General features: G+C 43.3%; 22 protein-coding genes and 1 riboswitch. Of the genes, 20 read left to right on the top strand and 2 right to left on the bottom strand.

From position 1 onward, the window contains the following. Positions 1-24: 24 nt before the first annotated feature. The 6 genes from GKC25_RS12420 to GKC25_RS12395 all read left to right on the top strand — a co-directional run bounded on the left by GKC25_RS12420 (position 25) and on the right by GKC25_RS12395 (position 7,463). A complete protein-coding gene (locus tag GKC25_RS12420) occupies positions 25-798 on the top strand; it encodes an electron transfer flavoprotein subunit beta/FixA family protein (RefSeq protein WP_034661774.1) in 774 nt (257 codons plus the stop codon). A gap of 44 nt (positions 799-842) precedes the next feature. Beyond that, positions 843-1,820, top strand: coding sequence for an electron transfer flavoprotein subunit alpha/FixB family protein (locus GKC25_RS12415; protein ID WP_034661772.1), 978 nt, complete (start codon positions 843-845; stop codon positions 1,818-1,820). Positions 1,821-1,895: 75 nt separating this feature from the next. Continuing rightward, the gene (locus GKC25_RS12410; RefSeq protein WP_034661770.1) at positions 1,896-3,374 is read left to right on the top strand and encodes an alpha-N-arabinofuranosidase; all 1,479 of its coding nucleotides are present in this window, start codon (positions 1,896-1,898) and stop codon (positions 3,372-3,374) included. A 245-nt stretch (positions 3,375-3,619) separates the two neighbouring features. After that, complete coding sequence (trxA, locus tag GKC25_RS12405) at positions 3,620-3,934, top strand: thioredoxin (RefSeq protein WP_007501629.1); 315 nt, start codon at positions 3,620-3,622, stop codon at positions 3,932-3,934. Positions 3,935-4,073: 139 nt separating this feature from the next. Next, on the top strand, positions 4,074-5,846 hold the full coding sequence (gene uvrC, locus GKC25_RS12400) for an excinuclease ABC subunit UvrC (RefSeq protein ID WP_034661768.1): 1,773 nt from the start codon (positions 4,074-4,076) through the stop codon (positions 5,844-5,846). Between the two features lie 63 nt (positions 5,847-5,909). Continuing rightward, positions 5,910-6,087: riboswitch (Lysine riboswitch) on the top strand. Positions 6,088-6,227: 140 nt separating this feature from the next. Next, positions 6,228-7,463: an aspartate kinase gene (locus tag GKC25_RS12395; RefSeq protein ID WP_106031208.1), complete on the top strand. Its 1,236-nt coding sequence runs from the start codon at positions 6,228-6,230 to the stop codon at positions 7,461-7,463. Positions 7,464-7,626: 163 nt separating this feature from the next. Here GKC25_RS12395 and GKC25_RS12390 read toward each other — a convergent pair whose 3' ends face one another. Next, positions 7,627-8,070, bottom strand: a complete 444-nt coding sequence (locus GKC25_RS12390) for a YslB family protein (protein WP_034661763.1) — start codon at positions 8,068-8,070, stop codon at positions 7,627-7,629. A 280-nt stretch (positions 8,071-8,350) separates the two neighbouring features. Here GKC25_RS12390 and GKC25_RS12385 point away from each other — a divergent pair, with 280 nt between their 5' ends. From GKC25_RS12385 to GKC25_RS12365, 5 genes are all read left to right on the top strand, one after another. Then, positions 8,351-8,959 (top strand): succinate dehydrogenase cytochrome b558 subunit, encoded by a 609-nt coding sequence (locus GKC25_RS12385; RefSeq protein ID WP_106038046.1) that lies wholly within the window; start codon positions 8,351-8,353, stop codon positions 8,957-8,959. Positions 8,960-8,996: 37 nt separating this feature from the next. Beyond that, a complete protein-coding gene (gene sdhA / locus GKC25_RS12380) occupies positions 8,997-10,757 on the top strand; it encodes a succinate dehydrogenase flavoprotein subunit (RefSeq protein WP_034661758.1) in 1,761 nt (586 codons plus the stop codon). Between the two features lies 1 nt (position 10,758). Then, positions 10,759-11,523: a succinate dehydrogenase iron-sulfur subunit gene (gene sdhB / locus GKC25_RS12375; RefSeq protein ID WP_024427169.1), complete on the top strand. Its 765-nt coding sequence runs from the start codon at positions 10,759-10,761 to the stop codon at positions 11,521-11,523. Between the two features lie 120 nt (positions 11,524-11,643). After that, positions 11,644-12,105, top strand: a complete 462-nt coding sequence (locus GKC25_RS12370; protein ID WP_034661755.1) for an acyl-CoA thioesterase — start codon at positions 11,644-11,646, stop codon at positions 12,103-12,105. A 78-nt stretch (positions 12,106-12,183) separates the two neighbouring features. After that, positions 12,184-12,903 carry a biotin--[acetyl-CoA-carboxylase] ligase gene (locus tag GKC25_RS12365; RefSeq protein ID WP_034661753.1) on the top strand — a complete coding sequence of 240 codons (720 nt, stop codon included), beginning with the start codon at positions 12,184-12,186 and terminating at the stop codon, positions 12,901-12,903. Positions 12,904-12,930: 27 nt separating this feature from the next. On the opposite strand, the gene GKC25_RS12360 is transcribed toward GKC25_RS12365, so the two are convergent. Beyond that, a complete protein-coding gene (locus tag GKC25_RS12360) occupies positions 12,931-14,061 on the bottom strand; it encodes a 2-methylaconitate cis-trans isomerase PrpF family protein (RefSeq protein ID WP_106038044.1) in 1,131 nt (376 codons plus the stop codon). Between the two features lie 136 nt (positions 14,062-14,197). On the opposite strand from GKC25_RS12360, the gene GKC25_RS12355 reads away from it, so the two are divergent. The 9 genes from GKC25_RS12355 to GKC25_RS12315 all read left to right on the top strand — a co-directional run bounded on the left by GKC25_RS12355 (position 14,198) and on the right by GKC25_RS12315 (position 21,569). Then, positions 14,198-15,058 (top strand): LysR family transcriptional regulator, encoded by an 861-nt coding sequence (locus tag GKC25_RS12355; RefSeq protein WP_095285545.1) that lies wholly within the window; start codon positions 14,198-14,200, stop codon positions 15,056-15,058. Positions 15,059-15,211: 153 nt separating this feature from the next. Beyond that, entirely contained in the window at positions 15,212-16,528 is a 1,317-nt protein-coding gene (locus tag GKC25_RS12350; protein ID WP_187704003.1) for a CitMHS family transporter, read from the top strand. A gap of 205 nt (positions 16,529-16,733) precedes the next feature. Beyond that, a complete protein-coding gene (gene gerE, locus GKC25_RS12345) occupies positions 16,734-16,958 on the top strand; it encodes a spore germination transcription factor GerE (RefSeq protein WP_003184172.1) in 225 nt (74 codons plus the stop codon). 149 nt (positions 16,959-17,107) lie between these two features. Next, on the top strand, positions 17,108-17,548 hold the full coding sequence (locus GKC25_RS12340; RefSeq protein WP_003216546.1) for a MarR family winged helix-turn-helix transcriptional regulator: 441 nt from the start codon (positions 17,108-17,110) through the stop codon (positions 17,546-17,548). A gap of 7 nt (positions 17,549-17,555) precedes the next feature. After that, the gene (gene racE / locus GKC25_RS12335) at positions 17,556-18,374 is read left to right on the top strand and encodes a glutamate racemase (protein WP_309416337.1); all 819 of its coding nucleotides are present in this window, start codon (positions 17,556-17,558) and stop codon (positions 18,372-18,374) included. Positions 18,375-18,475: 101 nt separating this feature from the next. Beyond that, positions 18,476-19,537 carry a GerMN domain-containing protein gene (locus GKC25_RS12330; protein ID WP_034661739.1) on the top strand — a complete coding sequence of 354 codons (1,062 nt, stop codon included), beginning with the start codon at positions 18,476-18,478 and terminating at the stop codon, positions 19,535-19,537. 151 nt (positions 19,538-19,688) lie between these two features. Continuing rightward, positions 19,689-20,417, top strand: a complete 729-nt coding sequence (gene rph / locus GKC25_RS12325) for a ribonuclease PH (RefSeq protein WP_060596912.1) — start codon at positions 19,689-19,691, stop codon at positions 20,415-20,417. Between the two features lie 10 nt (positions 20,418-20,427). Further along, positions 20,428-21,030, top strand: coding sequence for an XTP/dITP diphosphatase (locus GKC25_RS12320; RefSeq protein ID WP_162839366.1), 603 nt, complete (start codon positions 20,428-20,430; stop codon positions 21,028-21,030). A gap of 14 nt (positions 21,031-21,044) precedes the next feature. Further along, on the top strand, positions 21,045-21,569 hold the full coding sequence (locus GKC25_RS12315; protein ID WP_034661730.1) for a YfcE family phosphodiesterase: 525 nt from the start codon (positions 21,045-21,047) through the stop codon (positions 21,567-21,569). Positions 21,570-21,594 lie beyond the last annotated feature (25 nt).

Genomic DNA, 21,594 nt, shown 5'->3' with positions numbered 1-21,594 from the left:
AAACGAAACAAGGGGGAGAAATGGATGAATATATTTGTTTTGATGAAGCGTACGTTTGACACGGAAGAGAAGATTTCCATTCAGTCTGGTGCAATTCAAGAAGATGGAGCAGAGTTCATTATTAATCCTTATGACGAGTACGCCATAGAAGAAGCCATCCAGCTTCGTGACGAGCACGGGGGAGAAGTGACCGTTGTGACAGTTGGCAGTGAGGATGCGGAGAAGCAGCTGAGAACAGCGCTCGCTATGGGCTGCGATCAAGCCGTTTTATTAAATGTGGAAGACGACTTAGAAGAGTGGGATCAATATTCAGCTTCTACGATTCTTTACCACTATTTAAAAGACAAAGAGGCTTCCTTAATCTTAGCAGGGAATGTGGCAATTGACGGGGGCTCTGGACAGGTTGCCCCGCGTCTTGCTGAATTACTTGGTTTTTCATATGTCACAACGATTACAAGTATTCAAATTGACGGCGGCTCTGCTTCGATTGAACGAGATGCAGAAGGTGATGTGGAAGTGATTTCTGCCGAGCTCCCGCTTGTCGTCACTGCCCAGCAAGGACTCAATGAGCCTCGCTATCCATCATTACCAGGCATTATGAAGGCAAAGAAAAAGCCTTTAGAAGAAGTGGAACTGGATGATTTAGATCTTGATGAAGACGATGTGTCATATAAAATCAAAACAATTGAACGTTTCTTACCGGAGAAAAAAGAGGGTGGCAAGGTGCTCAGCGGTGAGCTTCAGGATCAAGTCAAAGAACTGACAGATCTACTAAGAAACGAAGCAAAGGTCATCTAACTATCCACTTTACGATATCACGAGAACAAGGGGGAACTTGAAAGATGAGTAAAAAAGTTGTTGTACTTGGAGAAAGTCGTGACGGTAAATTAAGAAATGTGACATTTGAAGCCATTGCTGCCGCTCATCAAGTGGCAGATGGCGGTGAAGTCATTGGCGTGTTAATAGGGGATGACGTCAAAGACCAAGCGGATGAACTGCTTTACTATGGAGCGGATCATGTCATGATTGTGGAGCATCCGCACCTTTCATACTATACGTCAGATGGTTTTGCGCAGGCGCTTCAAGCGATATTAGATCAGGTTGACCCAGATGCCGTACTCTTTGGCCATACGTCTATCGGAAAAGACTTGTCGCCGAAAATAGCTGCACGCTTGCAGACTGGCCTAATTTCAGATGCGATTGATGTAAGCGTTACCGGAGAACACCTCGTTTTCACTAGACCGATTTACTCTGGTAAAGCCTTCGAAAAAGTGATTTCAACAGATCGTCTGCTTTTGGCGACCATACGGCCAAACAACGTGGCACCTCTTGAGCGGGATGCCTCACGAAGCGGAGAAATTACACCGGTTTCTGTCGATATTCAGAACCTGCGAACGATTGTGAAGGAAGTCATTAAAAAAACGTCAGAAGGTGTAGATTTATCTGAAGCAAAGGTCATCGTCGCCGGGGGACGCGGGGTCAAGAGCAAGGAAGGGTTTGAACCACTGAATGAACTCGCCGAAACGCTGGGCGCAGCAGTCGGTGCTTCGCGTGGCGCCTGTGATGCAGACTACTGTGATTATGCCCTGCAAATTGGGCAAACAGGTAAGGTCGTCACACCTGATCTCTATATTGCGTGCGGGATATCAGGGGCGATTCAGCATTTAGCCGGAATGTCTAACAGTAAAGTCATTGTTGCGATTAACAAAGACCCAGAAGCCGAGATCTTCAAAATTGCCGATTATGGAATCGTCGGTGATTTGTTTGAAGTGGTACCGCTTTTGAATGAAGAGTTAAAAAAGATGAATATCCACTCGTAACGCTCATACACTCAGAATGCCTAGGTATTCTGGGTTTTTTTGTATGTAATCAATAAACAAAGGAGCGGTTGACAAGTGAAGGGGACAGTAAAAGTCAATGACGTGATCGGACGTATTTCTAAACACATCTATGGACACTTTCAAGAGCATTTAGGAAGAGGGATTTATGACGGGATTTGGGTAGGAAAAGATTCATCGATTGATCATATTGAGGGAATTCGTACCGATGTGCTAAAGGCCCTTCAAGCATTACATATTCCGGTGCTTAGGTGGCCAGGCGGCTGCTTCGCAGACGAGTATCATTGGGCAAATGGTGTAGGTGATCTCAGTGAACGAAAGCCGATGGTGAACACTCATTGGGGCGGCACGGTTGAATCCAATGCATTTGGTACGCATGAATTTATGAAGCTGTGTGAGCTGCTTGAATGTGAGCCTTATATTTGCGGGAATGTGGGAAGCGGGTCTGTTCAAGAATTAGCAGAATGGGTCGAGTACATCACATTTCCAAAGGGAACACCTATGTCTGATTGGCGTATTCAAAATGGAAAACAAGAACCTTGGAAGCTGACCTATGTTGGTGTAGGCAACGAAAGCTGGGGCTGCGGCGGAAATATGACGCCTGAATACTATGCAGATTTATATAAACGTTATCAAACGTATGTGAGAGAGTTTGCGGGTCAGACGATATACAAAATCGCGTGCGGCGCAAATTCAAATGACGTGAATTGGACAAAAATATTAATGGAGCGGGCCGCACCTTGGATGGATGGACTCAGTTTGCATTACTACACTGTACCTGGTACGTGGGAGAAAAAAGGGTCAGCGACTGAATTTGATGAGGATGAATGGTTTATCACGTTGAAAAAAGCCTATGAGATGGAACGGCTTGTCGTGGATCATGGAGAGATCATGGATCGTTATGACCCAGACAAGCGAATCGGGATGATTATTGATGAATGGGGAACATGGTATGACCCAGAGCCAGGGACAAATCCTGGGTTTTTGTATCAGCAAAACACACTAAGAGACGCCCTTGTTTGTGCCCTTCATTTTCATATATTTCATCGTCATTGCCAGCGGATTCATATGGCGAATATTGCCCAGACGGTCAATGTTCTGCAAGCAATGGTGTTAACGGAAGACGAAAAGATGCTCCTGACGCCAACGTATCATGTGTTTCACATGTTTCAAGTGCATCAAGAGGAAGAAGCACTTGAAGTGGAGTTTGTGTCAACGCCTTATGAACGCAGAGGAGAAAAAATACCTCAGGTTAGTGTGTCAGCTTCGCGTTCGTCAGATAAGATGCATATTAGCTTCTGTCACCTGAATCCGCATGAACAAAACGAAGTATCCCTTGCCATTGAAGGTTTGGATGCTCAAACGAAAGTCACGGGCCGCGTGCTGACAGCGGACCGCATGAATGCGCACAACACATTTGATGATCCTCATGCTGTCCAGCCAGCAGAGTTTCAGCAATTTGCTGTAAAACCCGGTGAATTAACCATAGATCTGCCGCCAATGTCGGTGGTGATGATCACGGTCGATCTGGCTTGATCGCATATTTAGATGTTTGATGAGCAGGATGTTGGGGCATCATACATTGTAAATGAAGCGGAAAGGGAGTTATTTATATGCTTAGAACGATTCTCATGATTATCGGTGCAATTGTTGTCATTGGTGCGATTGTACGGTTTGTTTTTTAATTCATTTCATAAAAAATGATTCGTAAGCATTTCATTCGCAAGTCACATTGGTAGATGCTATACTAAAAAGCATAATTTACATTGGAGGAATGAATAATGGCAATCGTAAAAGCGACTGACGCAACATTTTCACAAGAAACTGCAGAAGGTGTTGTTCTTGCGGACTTTTGGGCACCATGGTGCGGACCATGTAAAATGATTGCTCCAGTTCTTGAAGAACTTGATCAAGAAATGGGCGACAAAATGAAAATTGTAAAAATTGATGTAGACGATAACCAAGAAACTGCTGGTAAATACGGCGTGATGAGTATCCCAACACTTCTTGTTTTAAAAGACGGTGAAGTGGTAGAAACATCTGTTGGTTTCAAACCAAAAGAAGCACTTGCTGAACTTGTCAACAAACATCTATAAACCTGTCTATGCCTGAGCGGCATACTCAATGAAGCGGTTCTCGTAAAGACGAGAGCCGCTTTTCTTTCAACATGGTATAAAACAAATGTTCGTGATACACTAGAAGGAGTGAAAGAGGAAAACAAGGACGGATGAAAATATGAACAAACTGATCAAAGAAAAGCTATCGGTCTTGCCAGATCAACCAGGCTGCTACTTAATGAAAGATCGACAAAATACAGTCATTTATGTGGGAAAGGCAAAGGTCTTAAAAAATAGAGTGCGCTCTTATTTCACGGGATCTCATGACGCCAAAACGCAGCGGCTTGTCAGTGAAATTGAGGACTTTGAATACATTGTCACCTCTTCTAATATCGAGGCACTCATTTTAGAGCTGAACTTAATCAAAAAATACGACCCAAAATACAACGTCATGCTTAAGGATGACAAAACGTATCCTTTTATTAAAATTACGAATGAACGGCATCCTAAGCTGATCGTCACCCGCAATGTGAAAAAGGACAAAGGGAAATATTTCGGACCATACCCGAACGTACAAGCAGCCAGAGAAACGAAGAAGCTGCTCGACCGTTTATATCCACTGAGAAAATGTGCAACCCTTCCTGATCGCGTCTGTCTATATTATCATCTTGGACAATGTCTCGCGCCGTGCGTATATGACATTTCTGAAGAAACGAATAAGCAGCTCGTGGACGAAATCACAAGGTTTCTAAACGGAGGGCATCAGCAAATCAAAAAAGAACTAAACGAAAAGATGCAGGAAGCCGCCGAACAATTAGAGTTTGAACGGGCAAAAGAACTGAGAGACCAAATCGCTTACATCGACTCAACGATGGAAAAGCAGAAAATGACGATGAGTGATTTATCAGATCGAGATGTCTTTGCATATGCCTATGACAAGGGCTGGATGTGTGTCCAGGTCTTCTTCATCAGGCAGGGGAAATTGATTGAACGCGATGTCAGCCTGTTTCCTATGTATCAAGATCCTGAGGAAGAGTTCCTCACGTTTATGGGGCAATTTTATGCAAAGAACAATCACTTTCTGCCGAAGGAAATTTTGGTGCCAGACAGCGTAGATCAAGAGATGATTGAACAATTGCTCGAGACGAACGTTCATCAGCCGAAAAAAGGAAAGAAAAAGGATTTGCTTTTACTTGCCCATCAAAATGCCAAAATCGCCTTAAAAGAAAAATTTTCACTCATTGAGCGTGATGAAGAGCGGTCCATTGGTGCGGTGAAGCAGCTTGGGGATGCACTAAATATTTATATGCCGTACCGGATTGAAGCATTTGATAACTCGAATATTCAAGGTGCAGACCCGGTTTCTGCCATGGTCGTCTTTCAGGACGGGAAGCCGTATAAAAAGGAATACCGAAAATACAAAATTAAAACCGTCACAGGGCCAGATGATTATGCATCTATGCGTGAAGTCATTAGAAGGCGATATACCCGCGTGTTAAAGGATGAGCTGCCGCTGCCAGATTTAATTTTAATTGACGGAGGAAAGGGACAGATCAATGCAGCGATAGATGTGCTTGAAAATGAATTGAATCTGTCTGTCCCAGTGGCAGGTCTTGTGAAAGATGAAAAACACAGAACTTCGAATCTCATGATGGGAGATACACTTGAAATTGTTGCGCTGGAGCGGAATAGCCAGGCCTTCTATTTATTGCAGCGCATTCAAGATGAAGTGCACCGGTTCGCTATTAGCTTTCACCGGCAGCTGCGCGGAAAAAATGCATTTCAATCTATTTTAGACGATGTACCAGGTATCGGAGAAAAGCGTAAAAAACAGCTTCTCAAACATTTTGGCTCTGTGAAAAAGATGAAAGAAGCCTCTATCCAAGACTTTCAGGAGGCTGGCATCCCGAAACAGACGGCCGAACTTTTAATGGAAGCATTAAAAAAATAGATTGTACTTTTTCCAAAAGTCTGTTAAGATTGTGACTAAATTTAATAAATGAACGTGTTGTTTGTTGAAGATAGAGGTGCGAACTTCAAGAGTAAGCCTTCAGAGATCGATGGGATCTAGGAAGAGGGCTGAAAGGGGAGCGTCGCCGAAGTGAATAAAATCCACTCATTTTATTCGCTGGCTGTACATTGAAGAAATGTAGGGCTGTCAAGAATATATTTCTTGGAGGGCTATCTCATTGTTTGCATCGTTTAATGATGATTTTAAAGCAATGGGAGATCTGTTCTCTCATTGCTTTTTTATTTGCAGTGAGCAGGCAGTCTCCAAAGCCGCTTCTTGCCTCTTCTCTCACACGTGATCTTTTGAAAAAGGGTGGTAGACATGGGACTAATTGTACAAAAATTTGGCGGAACGTCCGTTGGATCAACAGAAAAAATTCGCAATGCCGCAGAGAGAGTCATCGCTGAACGCGAGGCCGGACATGATGTGGTTGTGGTTGTGTCGGCAATGGGCAAATCTACGGATGTTCTAGTAGACCTAGCGAAAGAACTCACAGATCATCCAAGCAAAAGAGAAATGGATATGCTGCTCGCAACTGGAGAGCAAGTGACCATTTCCTTATTAACGATGGCGCTGCAAGCAAAAGGCTATGATGCCATTTCCTTTACAGGCTGGCAGGCTGGTATGAAAACAGAGCAAGTACATGGTAACGCAAGAATCGTGGATATTGATGAATCAAGAATAAAAGAGGAATTAAGTGCGGGAAAAGTCGTTGTTGTAGCTGGCTTCCAAGGAATTGCAGATGACTTACATATCACAACACTTGGACGCGGTGGATCAGATACAACGGCTGTGGCACTTGCTGCCGCATTAAAGGCTGATAAATGTGATATTTACACAGATGTACCAGGAGTGTTTACGACAGATCCGCGTTATGTACCATCCGCGCGGAAACTTGCAGGTATTTCATACGATGAGATGCTCGAACTGGCTAATTTAGGAGCTGGCGTCTTGCATCCGAGAGCTGTTGAATTTGCAAAAAATTATCAAGTCCCACTAGAAGTCCGTTCTAGTATTGAAAATGAATCGGGTACGTTAATCGAGGAGGAATCATCCATGGAACAAAATTTAGTCGTCAGAGGCATTGCATTTGAGGATCAGATTACACGCGTGACGGTGTGCGGTCTTTCAAGCGGCCTCACCACATTGTCGACCATCTTTACGACGCTTGCGAAGCAAAATATCAATGTCGATATCATCATTCAGTCCGTCACAAGCACCAATCAGACGTCCATCTCTTTCTCTGTGAAAACGGATGATTTGTCCAAAACAGTTGAAGTATTAGAAGAGTATAAAGGAGCGCTTGGCTACGAGCAGATCGAGACAGAAAGTAAATTAGCCAAAGTATCTATCGTTGGATCTGGTATGGTTTCAAATCCAGGCGTAGCCGCTGAAATGTTCGCTGTGTTAGCGGAAAAAGACATACAAGTGAAAATGGTCAGTACGTCTGAAATCAAAGTCTCAACAGTGGTTGGCCGAGATGATATGGTCAAAGCAGTTGAAGCGCTGCATGATGCGTTTGATTTATCAAAGGTGAGTGCAGCTGCTCACTCTTAAAAAGGCAGGGAGGTGTATCTCATGAAAGAGTGCACCTCTTTTTTAATGGAAAGCGCCGCATACCAGAAAGGAAAACGTGCGTAAACCCATTCACTAAGTATGCTATGATAGAAGAAGACTACAAAAAGGCGTGACCTGAAGTCCGCGCCTTTCATAAAGAGTGTTAGCTAGGGTCTCTTAAATCCCATTTAACGGTTAAAATGACTTTATCAGCACGCTTTTTCACTTGTTCATAAGATTCAGCCACGTGCTCGTTGAGAAGCTGAATTTGTTCAGCAATAAAACCCGCTTCCATCTGAAAGCATGGCTCCTTTTGATAGGTGATTCGATTTGATACAAGTGGACCTTCGAGCTCAAACTCAATTTCCTGTTTTTTCGAATGGACCATCGTGAGCGTTCCCCATCCGGCATCATGGAAAAATTCGGGGATCTTCTCCCATGACTCTTGAGGAAATTTACGAGCAAGCAGTTTACCCGCAAAATACATCATAGATGAATGATCCTGACCCAAAATATCAGGCAGCAGAACTTCGCGTATCAGCTCGTAGGCAAATCCATTGACTTCAATTTCTTTTAGCTGTTCTAAGTTAGATTCGAATTTATTCATTGTACGGCTCCCCTCTTTCAACAATTTATTATAGCTTATGTAAGCATATGATGACAGAGTTTTCCCTGAAGTCTAAGAAATTCTTATTGTAGTAAAACGAATTTTGATTTAAAACTTTTAAATTTCGGAAAATTTTAATTTATGTACGCGGTTTCTTGACGCTTTTTTGACATAGGAGTAAAATGAAATTGTCAATAAATTTGAATAAAGTGCTTACAATTGAAAGAAGCGGGGGTAAGACAATTTTCAGCAATTGCACTTTTTACTAGGGGGTAAAGTAATGTCGGGGAACAAAGAATTTTTTTATCGGAGATTGCATTCTTTGCTTGGCGTCATTCCGGTCGGTCTATTTTTAATTCAGCATTTAGTGGTGAACCACTTTGCGACGAGTGGACCAGAGGCGTTTAACAAAGCTGCACACTTTATGGAACAGCTTCCATTCAGATATGCACTTGAGCTGTTCGTGATTTTCTTACCACTGATCTATCATGCTGTTTATGGGGTGTACATAGCCTTTACGGCACAAAACAACACGTCTCGCTTCAGTTACTTAAGAAACTGGTTGTTCAGACTGCAAAGGATTTCAGGTATCATCACATTAATTTTTGTCACTTGGCACGTATGGGAAACACGAATTCAAGCTCAGCTTGGAGCTGAAGTGAACTATGACATGATGGCGAATATTTTAAGCTCTCCATTTATGCTAGGCTTCTATATTGTCGGCGTTTTATCTACTATTTTCCACTTTGCTAATGGCTTGTGGTCATTTGCTGTCAGCTGGGGAATTACTGTTTCACCACGCTCACAAAGAATCTCCACATATGTGACATTAGGTATATTTATAGCGCTTTCATATGTAGGGCTAAGAGCAATTTTCGCTTTTGTTTAAGAGGAAATAGATTAGTAGAAGAGGGAGAGGGGCTACAATGAGTAATTCTAGCATCATCGTTGTCGGAGGCGGCTTAGCTGGTCTCATGGCAACTATCAAAGCAGCAGAAGCGGGAACAGCTGTTAAACTATTTTCAATCGTACCTGTGAAACGTTCGCATTCTGTATGTGCACAGGGCGGAATCAACGGAGCGGTCAATACAAAAGGTGAAGGGGATTCACCTTATGAGCATTTTGATGACACGGTGTATGGCGGAGATTTCTTAGCCAACCAGCCGCCAGTAAAGGCAATGTGTGAAGCAGCGCCGTCCATTATCCACTTACTTGATCGGATGGGTGTCATGTTTAACAGAACACCAGAGGGATTACTGGACTTCCGCCGCTTCGGGGGAACACAGCACCACCGTACAGCATTTGCTGGAGCTACAACAGGTCAGCAGCTATTATATGCACTAGATGAGCAGGTTCGCCGCTATGAAGTAGCAGGGCTTGTCACGAAATATGAAGGCTGGGAATTCCTTGGCGCTGTGTTAGATGACGAGGAAGTATGCCGAGGCATAGTCGCGCAGAACTTGACGACAATGGAAATTGAATCCTTCCGTTCAGATGCAGTAATCATGGCAACTGGTGGTCCTGGAATTGTGTTCGGTAAATCAACGAACTCGATGATCAACACTGGATCTGCTGCATCCATCGTCTATCAGCAAGGTGCTCATTACGCAAATGGAGAATTCATTCAAATTCACCCAACAGCGATCCCTGGAGATGACAAGCTTCGTCTCATGAGTGAATCGGCTCGTGGTGAAGGCGGACGTGTTTGGACATATAAAGACGGGAAGCCTTGGTACTTCCTTGAAGAGAAATACCCAGCATACGGGAACCTTGTACCGCGTGATATCGCAACGCGTGAAATCTTCGACGTATGTGTCGAACAAAAGCTTGGCATCAACGGAGAGAACATGGTATACCTCGATCTTTCTCATAAAGATCCAAAAGAACTTGATATTAAACTTGGCGGCATCATTGAAATCTATGAAAAGTTCATGGGTGATGACCCGCGTAAGCTCCCAATGAAAATTTTCCCTGCTGTTCATTATTCAATGGGCGGATTATGGGTTGATTATGATCAAATGACGAATATCAAAGGTCTATTCGCTGCCGGAGAATGTGATTACTCTATGCACGGCGGAAACAGACTTGGTGCAAACTCACTGCTTTCTGCGATTTACGGCGGGATGGTCGCTGGACCAAATGCGGTCAAGTACATTAACGGCCTTGAAAAATCTGCGGAAGACCTATCTTCTGCAACATTTGACAGCGCTGTGAAGAAAGAGCAGGAGAAATGGGACAACATCCTCAGCATGGACGGAACAGAAAATGCATACGTGCTTCATAAAGAGCTTGGAGAATGGATGACGGATAACGTCACAGTGGTTCGTTACAATGACAAACTCTTAAAAACAGATCAGAAGATCGAAGAATTAATGGAGCGCTACAAGCAGATTAACATCAACGATACAGCTTCATGGAGCAACCAAGGCGCTGCCTTCACACGTCAGCTTGACAACATGCTTCAGCTGGCAAGAGTCATTACGATTGGGGCATACAACCGGAATGAAAGCCGAGGCGCACACTACAAACCGGAATTCCCAGAGAGAAACGATGAAGAATTCCTAAAAACAACGATGGCTACGTTCAAAGGAAAAAATCAAAAGCCTGCATTCCACTATGAGGACGTCGATGTATCGTTAATTGCACCTCGTAAACGAGATTACTCGAAGAAAAAGGTGGAGAAATAAGATGAGTGAAAAAAACACGATTCATTTCATTATCACACGTCAAGATACAGCAGATGGAAAGTCTTATGATGAGGAATTCGAAATCCCTTACCGTCCAAATATGAACGTCATTTCCGCACTCATGGAAATTAGACGGAACCCGGTCAATAAACAAGGGGAAAAAACAACGGCGATCAACTGGGATATGAACTGTCTTGAAGAGGTGTGCGGAGCTTGTTCTATGGTCATTAATGGAAAACCGCGCCAGTCATGTACAGCACTCATCGATCAGTTAGATCAGCCGATTCGTCTTCAGCCGATGAAGACATTCCCGGTTGTGAGAGACTTGCAGGTTGATAGAAGCCGGATGTTCAATTCCTTGAAAAAGGTGAAAGCATGGGTACCGATCGATGGCACATATGATCTCGGTCCTGGACCAAGAATGCCTGAGAAAAAACGTCAATGGGCGTATGAGCTTTCTAAATGTATGACATGTGGTGTCTGCCTTGAAGCTTGTCCAAACGTGAATGATAAGTCTTCCTTTATGGGCCCTGCACCGCTTTCACAAGTCCGTTTATTTAACGCACATCCGACAGGTGCGATGAATAAGTCTGACCGTCTAGAAGAAATTATGGGGGACGGCGGTCTTGCGAACTGCGGGAACTCCCAAAACTGTGTGCAGGCTTGTCCGAAAGGAATCCCGCTGACAACGTCAATTGCAGCACTTAACCGAGATACAACTTTACAAGCATTCCGTAACTTCTTCGGAAGCGATCACGCAGAATAACATCACATTCAGTCCTCTTTGCCAATCATGATGAGTGTTTAAGGGGCTGGATGCAACATATAAACAAACGCCTCTTCCAATACGGGAGAGGCGTTTGTTTCCAAATAAGGAGATGATCAAGTGAGACTGCCGTCATATATTGAAGAACCGTTTGAAGAGTGGAGGGCATCCTTTCGATTTTATGTCGAAACCACCGTTCGTTTTTCAGAAACGGATATGTTTGGCCATATGAACAATGTCACCCCTTTTGTGTATTTTGAAGAGGCACGAATTGCCTTTTTTCAAAAGACGGGAATTGTTGATAAACGGATGAAACGTGTGAGGGAGACCATGACAGTCGTCGCAAACCTGCAATGTGATTACATCAAGCAGGTAGAGATTGGGGAGAGGCTTCGTGTGTATGTCAAGCCGGAAAAGGTCGGATCAAGCTCACTCATCCTTCATTATTTAGGAGAAAATGAGCAGCAGGAACCTTGCTTTACAGGCTCAGTCACCATGGTGCAAATTAGTAAAGACACAGGCGCATCTGTCCCGTTTACAGAGGAAGAAAAAGAGACGTTTCAGGCGCAGCGAAATGAGTAACATGCTGGCTCATCAACATGCACGCTTCATTTTGTTATAATAAAAGCATCATATCAAGAAGAAACAAGAGGAGAACACATGAAGATTTTTCAATATGACACCATTGATAGTACAAATAATGAAGCGAAAAGGCTCATGCAGCAAGGAGAAAAGCCCTCATTTGCTGTCTATGCACGCCAGCAGACAGCAGGAAGAGGCAGACTCGGCAGGCCGTGGGAAACACCTTTAGGGAATGTGGCGGTGACCATGACAGTCTTACCGCCAGCAGAACTCTCCACCCAGTCAACGATCGCCCCGCTGACAGCACTAGCAATCTATGATGTTCTGAAACCACTCATGAGAGCAGAGGATCAGCTGGCGATCAAATGGCCTAATGATATTCTCATTAATGAAGCAAAGGTATCCGGCACATTAATTGAAGCAGACCGCAGTTCCATTTATATCGGTGTTGGCATCAATGTAGAGACAAAGCCGGAGCATGTCCCGTACAAAACCATTTGCTTATCAGAGCTGACAGAGGTGAAAGCCGATCAGCTAGTGAAAGAACTGGCAGCGGCTTTTGAAAAATACCATTCACGCTGGCAGAATGAAGGGTTTGAAGCACTCACTGCCCTCTATAACAAACGGTTATATCGTCTCAACAAGCCCCTTCGCATTTCGTTAGATCGTGAAAAACAAACTTGGGAAGAAGGCATTTGCTGCGGGGTCAACCGCTACGGTCATCTCCAGTTAAAAGATGAGAAAGGGCAGATAAAAGCTCATTCTGCTGGAGATATTGATGCCCCGCTTCAACATTAAAAAAAGCAGACGATGTTCTCGTCTGCTTTAGGCTTCTCTTTTAATATGAGGCTGCACGATATAGTCTTGTTTCGTAAAGACAACCCCGTCTAGAATTTCTCTCGCGGTTCGAATGACTTTGACTCTATTTTGAGACACGTCAATGTCCGTTTGCATAATCCCAGCAGGATGCCCAATTCGAAGCGTATCATGTTGTCCATGATAAAGCTGTGCAGGAAGCGTTTGTTCCATAAAACAGCTGGCTGATACGCAGACAGAGCCGGTAATGGCAAGTGCTTGGTGCGGTCTTTGCATCGATAGCATACGAACGATGATGTCCATATCGGCTGCTCTTCTCAAGATTCCATTTGTATCTACATAATCAGCAGGCTCGCTAATGAGCGCAAGCTTTGGAACGGCTGGAGACTGTAATGTCGCCATGTCTTTTGGCGCAAAGTGACACATTTCAGCAGCGATGGAACGAATCTCTTCTAAATCATCCAGTAATTCGTCTGTAAACTCCTCAGGCAATTCAGTTCCTTTTAATTGAATATCTTTGGCACGAATAAAGGCAATTGGATTTGCAATGTCAACGATCGAGATGGGAATCTCACCAAACTTTGTTTGAATCGTATCAATTTTGTTTCCAGTCGGAAAAGTTTTACCTGTGACTGCGCCTTCAGGATTTTCAAAAGATAAATAAATGGGAGAACCTGTCCCTTTTACTCCTGGAATTTCTGCCTGTCCTTCAAATTTTACTTCTCCATTTTCGACTTCGACCTCTGCTGTAATCACTTTATTTGTGTTGGTATTGAGGATACGTACAGTCGTAATGGGCTCAACCGCTTGAACAAGTCCTTTAATGATGGCGTATGGTCCAACCGCTGATGAGATATTCCCGCAGTTTCCTTTAAAGTCGACATATCTCTCATTGATGCTGACCTGTGCAAACGTATAGTTCACATCCACATCTGGGCGTGTGGCTTTATCAATAATGGCCACTTTGCTTGTTAAAGAATTACCGCCGCCGATCCCATCGACCTGCAGCCGGTCAGGACTGCCCATAATGTCTAATAGAAATGCCTCGAGCTCATCGTGTTCATAGGGTGCGTCATTTGCTTGAATGAATACCCCTTTGCTTGTACCGCCTCGCATGATTGTGATTGGAACTTTTCTCATTGCTCTCACCCTCAATTTTTTAATGAACTGTTTATCTAATCAAAATGGTAAAGTATAATAAGAAATAAGTTAAATACATTATTTTGAGAATAATCAATAAAAATATTTTATAATTAGTAAAAAAGGAGGGAATATAATGGATGAAAAAGATTGGCGGTTTCTAAAGGTGCTCTATGAAGAAAAGAACATCACAAAAGCGGCAGAAAAATTATTTGTCTCTCAGCCTGCCTTAAGCTATCGATTGAAACAGCTTGAAGAGGAGTTTGATATGAAGCTTTTCTTTAAAAGAAAACGAGGAATTGAATTTACATCAGAGGGCGAGTACTTGGCTAAATACGCAAATGACATGCTCAAACAGCTCCAGCAAACGAAAGATGGCATGCTCAATATGCAAAAAAAGGTCAAAGGAACAATTCGGTTAGGGGTCTCAAGTAACTTTGCCCAGTATAAACTGCCAGAAATTTTAAAAGAATTTTCTAAGCAGTATCCACATGTTCAATTTATGGTGAATACAGGCTGGAGCACAAAAGTCATGGACTTATTAGGCACATCAAGTGTCCATTTAGGGATTTTAAGAGGGGATTACGACTGGAATGGAGAGCGGTTTTTGCTCGATAAAGAGCGGCTTTGTATCATTTCAAAATCAGAAATCCAGCTGAAAGACCTCCCAAAGCTGCCGCTCATTGACTATCATACAGATAGTTCATTAAAACGATTGATTAACAGATGGTGGCAGGAAACGTTCACCATGCCTCCACTTGTGACGATGGAGACAGACCGCCAGGATACATCAAAAGAGATGGTCAAGCATGGTTTAGGTTATGCCATTGTCCCAGAAATTTGCCTCAGACCAAGTGATGAGCTATTTGTAAAAGGTCTTTCCTATAAAGATGGACAGCCCGTTTTAAGAGATACATGGCTTATGTACCAGCCAGACTCCCTTCATTTATCTGTTGTGAAAGCATTCATTGAGTTTTTAAGAAATCAGCAAGGTTAATTATAAAAGAAATTTATTGAATATACGAAAAAATCGATATTTTCATTATAAAAAAAGCTATTATATCCTTGAAATAGAAAGCGCTAACATGTAGGTTGCAAGTGCAAAGGGGCGCTTGCAGATCATGTGAAGAAGAGGATGGAGGGATATAAAGTGCTAGCTATTTTAGGGATCTTGATGGTCTTGACATTTACATTTCTCATTATGACAAAACGTATGCATCCGGTGGTGGCTCTAACCGTTGTACCTATCATATTTGCATTGATCGGTGGTTTTAACCGCGGATTAGGGGACATGATGCTTGATGGACTTAAAACTGTTGCACCATCAGCTGCTTTATTGTTATTTGCGATTTTATTCTTTGGTGTCATGCTGGATGCTGGGCTGTTTGATCCACTGATTAAACTCATTTTACGTATTGTGAAAGGTGATCCTGTCAAAATTGCTTTTGGGGTAGCAATTTTGTCTATGCTTGTTGCATTAGATGGTGATGGAACAACAACGTATATGATTACCGTATCAGCAATGCTGCCACTTTTCTTAAGAATTGGGATGAACCCATTAATTTTAGGAACGATTTCATTATTGTCTTTAGGAATTATGAGCGGAATGACGCCTTGGGGCGGTCCGGCAACCCGTGCCATCGCGGCGCTTGGATTAGATGCTGGTGAATTTTTTATTCCATTACTTCCAACAATGGTTGGAGGCGGTCTTTTTATTCTTTTTACTGCGTATGTGCTTGGGAAAAAAGAGCGGAAACGAATTGGGGTTGCAGAGATTCAGTACAAAGAAGAGGCCTCGATCTCCCCTGAATTGGCAGCGTCAATCGAAGATGGAGTAGAAGACATGAAAAGACCCAACCTCATTTGGATTAACTTCTTCTTGACGATTGCGGTGATGGCGACACTTGTTTTAGATATCGTACCGATTCCAGTTCTCTTTTTAATTGGATTTGTCATCGCTCTCATGATCAACTATCCAAAGGTTGAAGATCAGCGCGAGAGAATTTTATCGCATGCAGGAAATGCCTTAACGGTCATTACCCTTGTGTTTGCAGCAGGAATTTTCACAGGAATTTTTTCGGGGACAAAAATGGTGGAGTCGATTGCCAACTTGGTGATTTACTTAATTCCGGATTCTTACAGTTCATTTTTTCCGCTCATTGTGGCTTTAACGAGTATGCCATTTACATTTGTTCTTTCTAATGATGCTTATTATTTCGGGGTGCTGCCAATCTTGGCAGAAGCAGGTGCAGCTTACGGAATTGATCCGGTGGAAATTGCGCGCGCTTCTATCATAGGACAGCCTGTTCACCTGCTGAGCCCTCTTGTGGCTTCAACGCTGCTTCTTGTCAGTATGCTGAACAAAGATATTGGCGATTTGCAAAAATACGCACTGCTGTGGACTGTGTTAACAGCCCTTTTTACAACATTGATCGCTTTGTTAACAGGAGCCATTTCTATCTTTTAAATACGTGTATGAAAAGGACGATGTCTCGGGTAGGAGACTCGTCCTTTTTTGTGCTGATAAAAGCGCACAAATTGGACGCTCATATGCGGGAATTCTCGATTTTAACGTCACCTACCTCGGGCACTCGGCATATGATATCTCGACTATACAGAATCCCATTCTATAGAGACTAGAGCTCTCACCTTAGCAAGGAGGGTTACAATACTTGAAGGAGAAAGAGTTTCAATCCAAGCCGCTATTAACCAAAAGAGAAAGAGAAGTATTCGAATTGCTCGTCCAAGATAAAACAACTAAAGAAATTGCAAGCGAGCTTTTTATTAGCGAAAAGACTGTTCGAAATCATATTTCGAATGCCATGCAAAAGCTAGGAGTCAAAGGCCGTTCACAGGCCGTAGTCGAGCTTCTGCGTATGGGTGAGCTAGAGCTCTAAAGTCAGCCGGTTTTCCTTCCATATCGGGAAGGAGCCGGTTATTTCTATATGGTTTCCATGAGTCTCTTCTTGCATTTTCTTTGAAAAACGAGGAAAATAGGAATGTACGTTTTAATCAAAGTGAGATGCTATAGTGAGGTATCAATGAAATGGAAACGAATGAGTTCGACCATGTAGCAGAAATTGAAAAATCATTGCGCCATATTGCTGCAATTATTAAGCAAAAAGGCAGAGAAATCCTGAATCAATATACGATTACACCTCCTCAATTTGTAGGGCTTCAGTGGCTTTATGAATTCGGAGATATGACAATAGGTGAGCTATCACAAAAGATGTATTTGGCTTGCAGCACAACCACCGACTTAATTGATCGAATGGAGAAAAGTGAACTTGTTGAACGAGTAAAAGATCCTTCTGACCGCCGCGTGGTTCGCATTCATTTATTACCTGAAGGCGAGCGGATCATTCAAGAAGTGATTGTCAAACGCCAAGAATACGTCAGTGAACTTCTAGGGGCTTTCTCAGAAGAAGAAGCCATCGTTTTCAACCAATCCTTAACGAAACTACAGCAGCAAATGAAAAGAAAATGAGGCGATTTTGTTGGATCAACCAATCGGCGTGATTGATTCCGGCGTCGGCGGTTTAACCGTTGCAAAGGAAATCATGAGACAACTGCCAAAAGAAAAGATCATTTACGTAGGCGATACAAAACGGTGTCCGTATGGCCCGCGGAAAGAAGAAGAGGTTCTTCAATATACTTGGGAAATGGCACACTACTTATTAAGACATCATCATATTAAAATGCTCGTCATCGCATGCAACACAGCGACGGCAATTGCCCTTGATGAAATCAAAGCAACGCTTGATATTCCGGTCATTGGCGTGATTCAGCCCGGCGCCCGTACAGCCATCAAGGTGACAAACAATCAGCAGATTGGTGTCATTGGTACAGCCAATACGATCAAAAGCGAGGCATACAAAGAAGCACTGCTATCCCTAAAAGCAGGACTAGCGGTTCAAAGTCTGGCATGTCCGCTGCTTGTCCCATTTGTGGAAAGCGGTACGTTTTTAGATCAGACAGCAGATGAAGTGGTGAAAGATTCCCTTGAACCGATGAAAGAAACAGGAATTGATACGCTCATTCTTGGCTGCACGCACTATCCGATTTTAAAAGAGCCGATTCAGCGCTTTATGGGCAGTGATGTGAGCATTATTTCATCAGGGGATGAGACAGCTAGAGAAGCCAGTACGATTCTTTCGTATAAAGGGCTGTTAAACACTTCTCAAGAAGCACCTGTTCATACATTTTATACAACAGGGCAGCAGCAAAATTTTGAAAACATCGCTCGTGACTGGTTTGGCTACCTCCCAGGGAAGGTCGAAACCGTATCACTTGAACACATCTATCAGCAATAACCCGCTTCTTCTTGAGGTGGGTTATTTTTTTATGAAAAGGGTCTAATCCACATGAGGAGCTCGTATACATAGTAGTACAAACTACTAGAGGAGGGTGAAGTATGCTGAAAAAAGGATCTACAGCAGCTGTGACGTGTATCGCGTCAGCCATGCTTTTGTCAGGATGCGGATTGTTTCAAACAGACCAAGCGAAAACAGAGATTGACCCGCCACAAAACGTCACATATGTGAAAGAAAATAAAGAAGATAAACAAACAGCCAAAGAAGGAAAAGAAGAGAAGAAGGCAGATACAGTCATGAGAGAATTATATTTAATTGATAAAAACGGGTATGTCGTCTCTCAATCCATTCCGCTGCCGAAAAACGAAGGAAGTGCCAAACAAACCCTTGAATATCTCGTGGACGGAGGACCGATTTCTAACCTCATGCCAAATGGGTTCCGAGCTGTTTTGCCGGCCGACACGAGCGTATCTGTCGACATTAAAGACGGAACGGCCGTAGTGGATTTTTCAAATGAATTTAAAAACTATAAAAAAGAAGACGAACAGCGCATCCTGCAATCTGTCACTTGGACGTTAACGCAGTTTGATTCTGTCGCCAAAGTCAAATTGAAAATGAATGGACATGAACTAAAAGAAATGCCTGTGAACGGTACACCGATCTCCGATGATTTAAGCAGAGAAGACGGTATAAATATTCAGCACGAGGCTGCCGCTGATATGACATCGACAAAGCCAGTGACGGTTTACTACTTAGCTGAATCTGATGAACAGACGTACTATGTTCCTGTGACCAAAAGAGCGCCAAAAGACGAGGATGATCCGATTACAGCAGCCATTGATGAGCTCGTCTCTGGACCAAGCAAAAAAAGCCATTTGCTCACAGACTTTGATCAAGATGTAAAGCTGAATGATGTCCCGAAAGTAAAAGACGGACATGTGACACTTGATTTCAACGAATCCATTTTTGGCAGTGCAGATGAAAAGAAAAAGGTCATTTCACAAAAAGTTCTTGATAGCATTGTGCTCACATTAACAGAGCTGCCGGACGTCAAAAGCGTATCGGTTAAGGTAAACGGCAAGGCTGAGCTTGTGAACGAAAAAGGAGCAGAGCTGACAAAGCCGGTTTCAAGACCAGAACAAGTGAATACAGGTAGTTTTTAACGGCACACATTGATATAATGGAGAAAAAGAGGCATGCATATTCGCTGCCTCTTTTTTATTCCAAGCGATTAGAACGAGCCTAGGTTGTCAAAGTTAGTAGGAGAACCCCGCTGGCACCCGCGCGGAATGTATATCGTAATGGAGGTAAATCATGAGATTAGATGAAAGACAATATGACGAATTAAGAAAAGTTGAAATAGAGGCAGGCTACATTAAGCATCCAGAAGGCTCTGTCTTAATCTCATCGGGAAATACGAAGGTGATTTGTAACGCATCCATCGAAGACCGTGTACCTCCTTTTTTAAGAGGAGAAGGAAAAGGCTGGATTACAGCAGAATATAGCATGCTTCCAAGAGCAACCGCACAAAGAACGATGAGAGAATCTTCTAAAGGAAAAGTTACAGGACGTACAATGGAGATTCAGCGCTTAATTGGACGAGCACTCCGCGCAGTCGTTGACTTAGAAAAGCTTGGCGAACGCACGATTTGGATTGACTGTGATGTCATTCAAGCAGACGGCGGAACACGCACAGCATCCATTACAGGTGCTTTTGTCGCCATGACACTTGCGATTCAGAAGCTTCGAGCAGAAGGAGTTATCAAAGAAAACCCGATCACTGATTATTTAGCGGCGATATCCGTCGGAATTGATTCTCAGCAAGGTCTTCTGTTAGATTTAAATTATGAAGAAGATTCTTCAGCTGAAGTAGATATGAATGTCATCATGACAGGTGCTGGACGCTTTGTTGAACTTCAAGGGACAGGCGAAGAAGCGACATTCTCAAGAGAACAGCTAAACGGACTGCTTGATTTAGCCGAAAAGGGCATCAAAGAATTAATCGAAAAGCAAAAAGCGGTTACAGGAGAAGTCATCGAATAAAAAGAAGGGTTTGATCAGGATGAAAACAGCCATCATTGCAACGCACAATGCGGGCAAAGCGAAAGAATTCAAAGCCATTCTTGAGCCAAAAGGATTCACGGTCAAAACACTAGCAGACATTGGCTTTACTGAAGAGATTGAAGAAACAGGACAAACCTTCGAAGAAAATGCCATTATCAAAGCAGAGGCGATTCAAGCCAAAGCAGGTGAAATGGTCATTGCAGACGATTCCGGTTTGTCGATTGACTATCTTGGCGGAAAACCTGGCGTATATTCAGCGAGATACGCTGGTGAGCATAAAGACGATGCTGAGAATGTGGAAAAAGTGCTGAGCGAACTTCAAGGCATTGAAAAAGAAGACCGCACAGCTAGATTCAGATGTGCCCTTGCTGTCAGCATACCGGGCAAAGAAACAAAGACGGTAGAAGGATCAGTAGAAGGCTTCATCGCAAAGGAACCAATCGGCGAAAACGGCTTCGGATATGACCCAATTTTCATCGTCAAAGACAAAGATCAGACGATGGCCGAATTATCACCAGAGGAGAAAAACAAAATCAGCCATCGAGCGGTCGCGCTTCAAAAGCTTTCATCACTGCTAGACGCAAATGAATAAGGGGGAATGAAGCCATGAAGATACTCATCATGAGTGACAGTCATGGACTCACAGACGAACTTCAAACCATTGCCAAACGGCATGCGGCTGAAGTCGACATGATGATTCACTGCGGAGATTCAGAACTCGAAACGAACCACCCAGCACTCGAAGGATACAAAGTCGTCAAAGGAAATTGTGACTTTTTGGGCGATTTTGAAGAAGAGCTCCTGCTCCCACTTGATGGAGGCGGAAAACTATTTCTCACTCACGGACATCTGCATGGCATCAAACAATCCTTGCTTCAAGTCTACTACCGTGCAGAAGAGCTAGGCGCAGACATTATCTGCTTTGGCCACTCGCACATCCCAGGCAGTGAGCTGCTAAGAGGAAAACTGCTTATTAACCCGGGCAGCGTGCACCTGCCAAGAATGCGTAAAGAGCGCAGCTATGCTATACTGACACTAGATGGAAGCGAAGCGAACGTACAGTTTTTCACGGACGAAGGTCAGGTCATACAAGATCTCGAAAATACTGTCACATTGGAAGGTATTTCATAAGGGTGCAGCATTTGCCCCTTATGAA

The sequence above is a fragment of the Bacillus pumilus genome (assembly GCF_038738535.1).
In the GTDB taxonomy this organism is placed as follows: Bacteria; Bacillota; Bacilli; order Bacillales; family Bacillaceae; genus Bacillus.
Note: the sequence above shows the minus strand (reverse complement) of the source record. Positions and strands in the feature narration are given on the sequence as shown.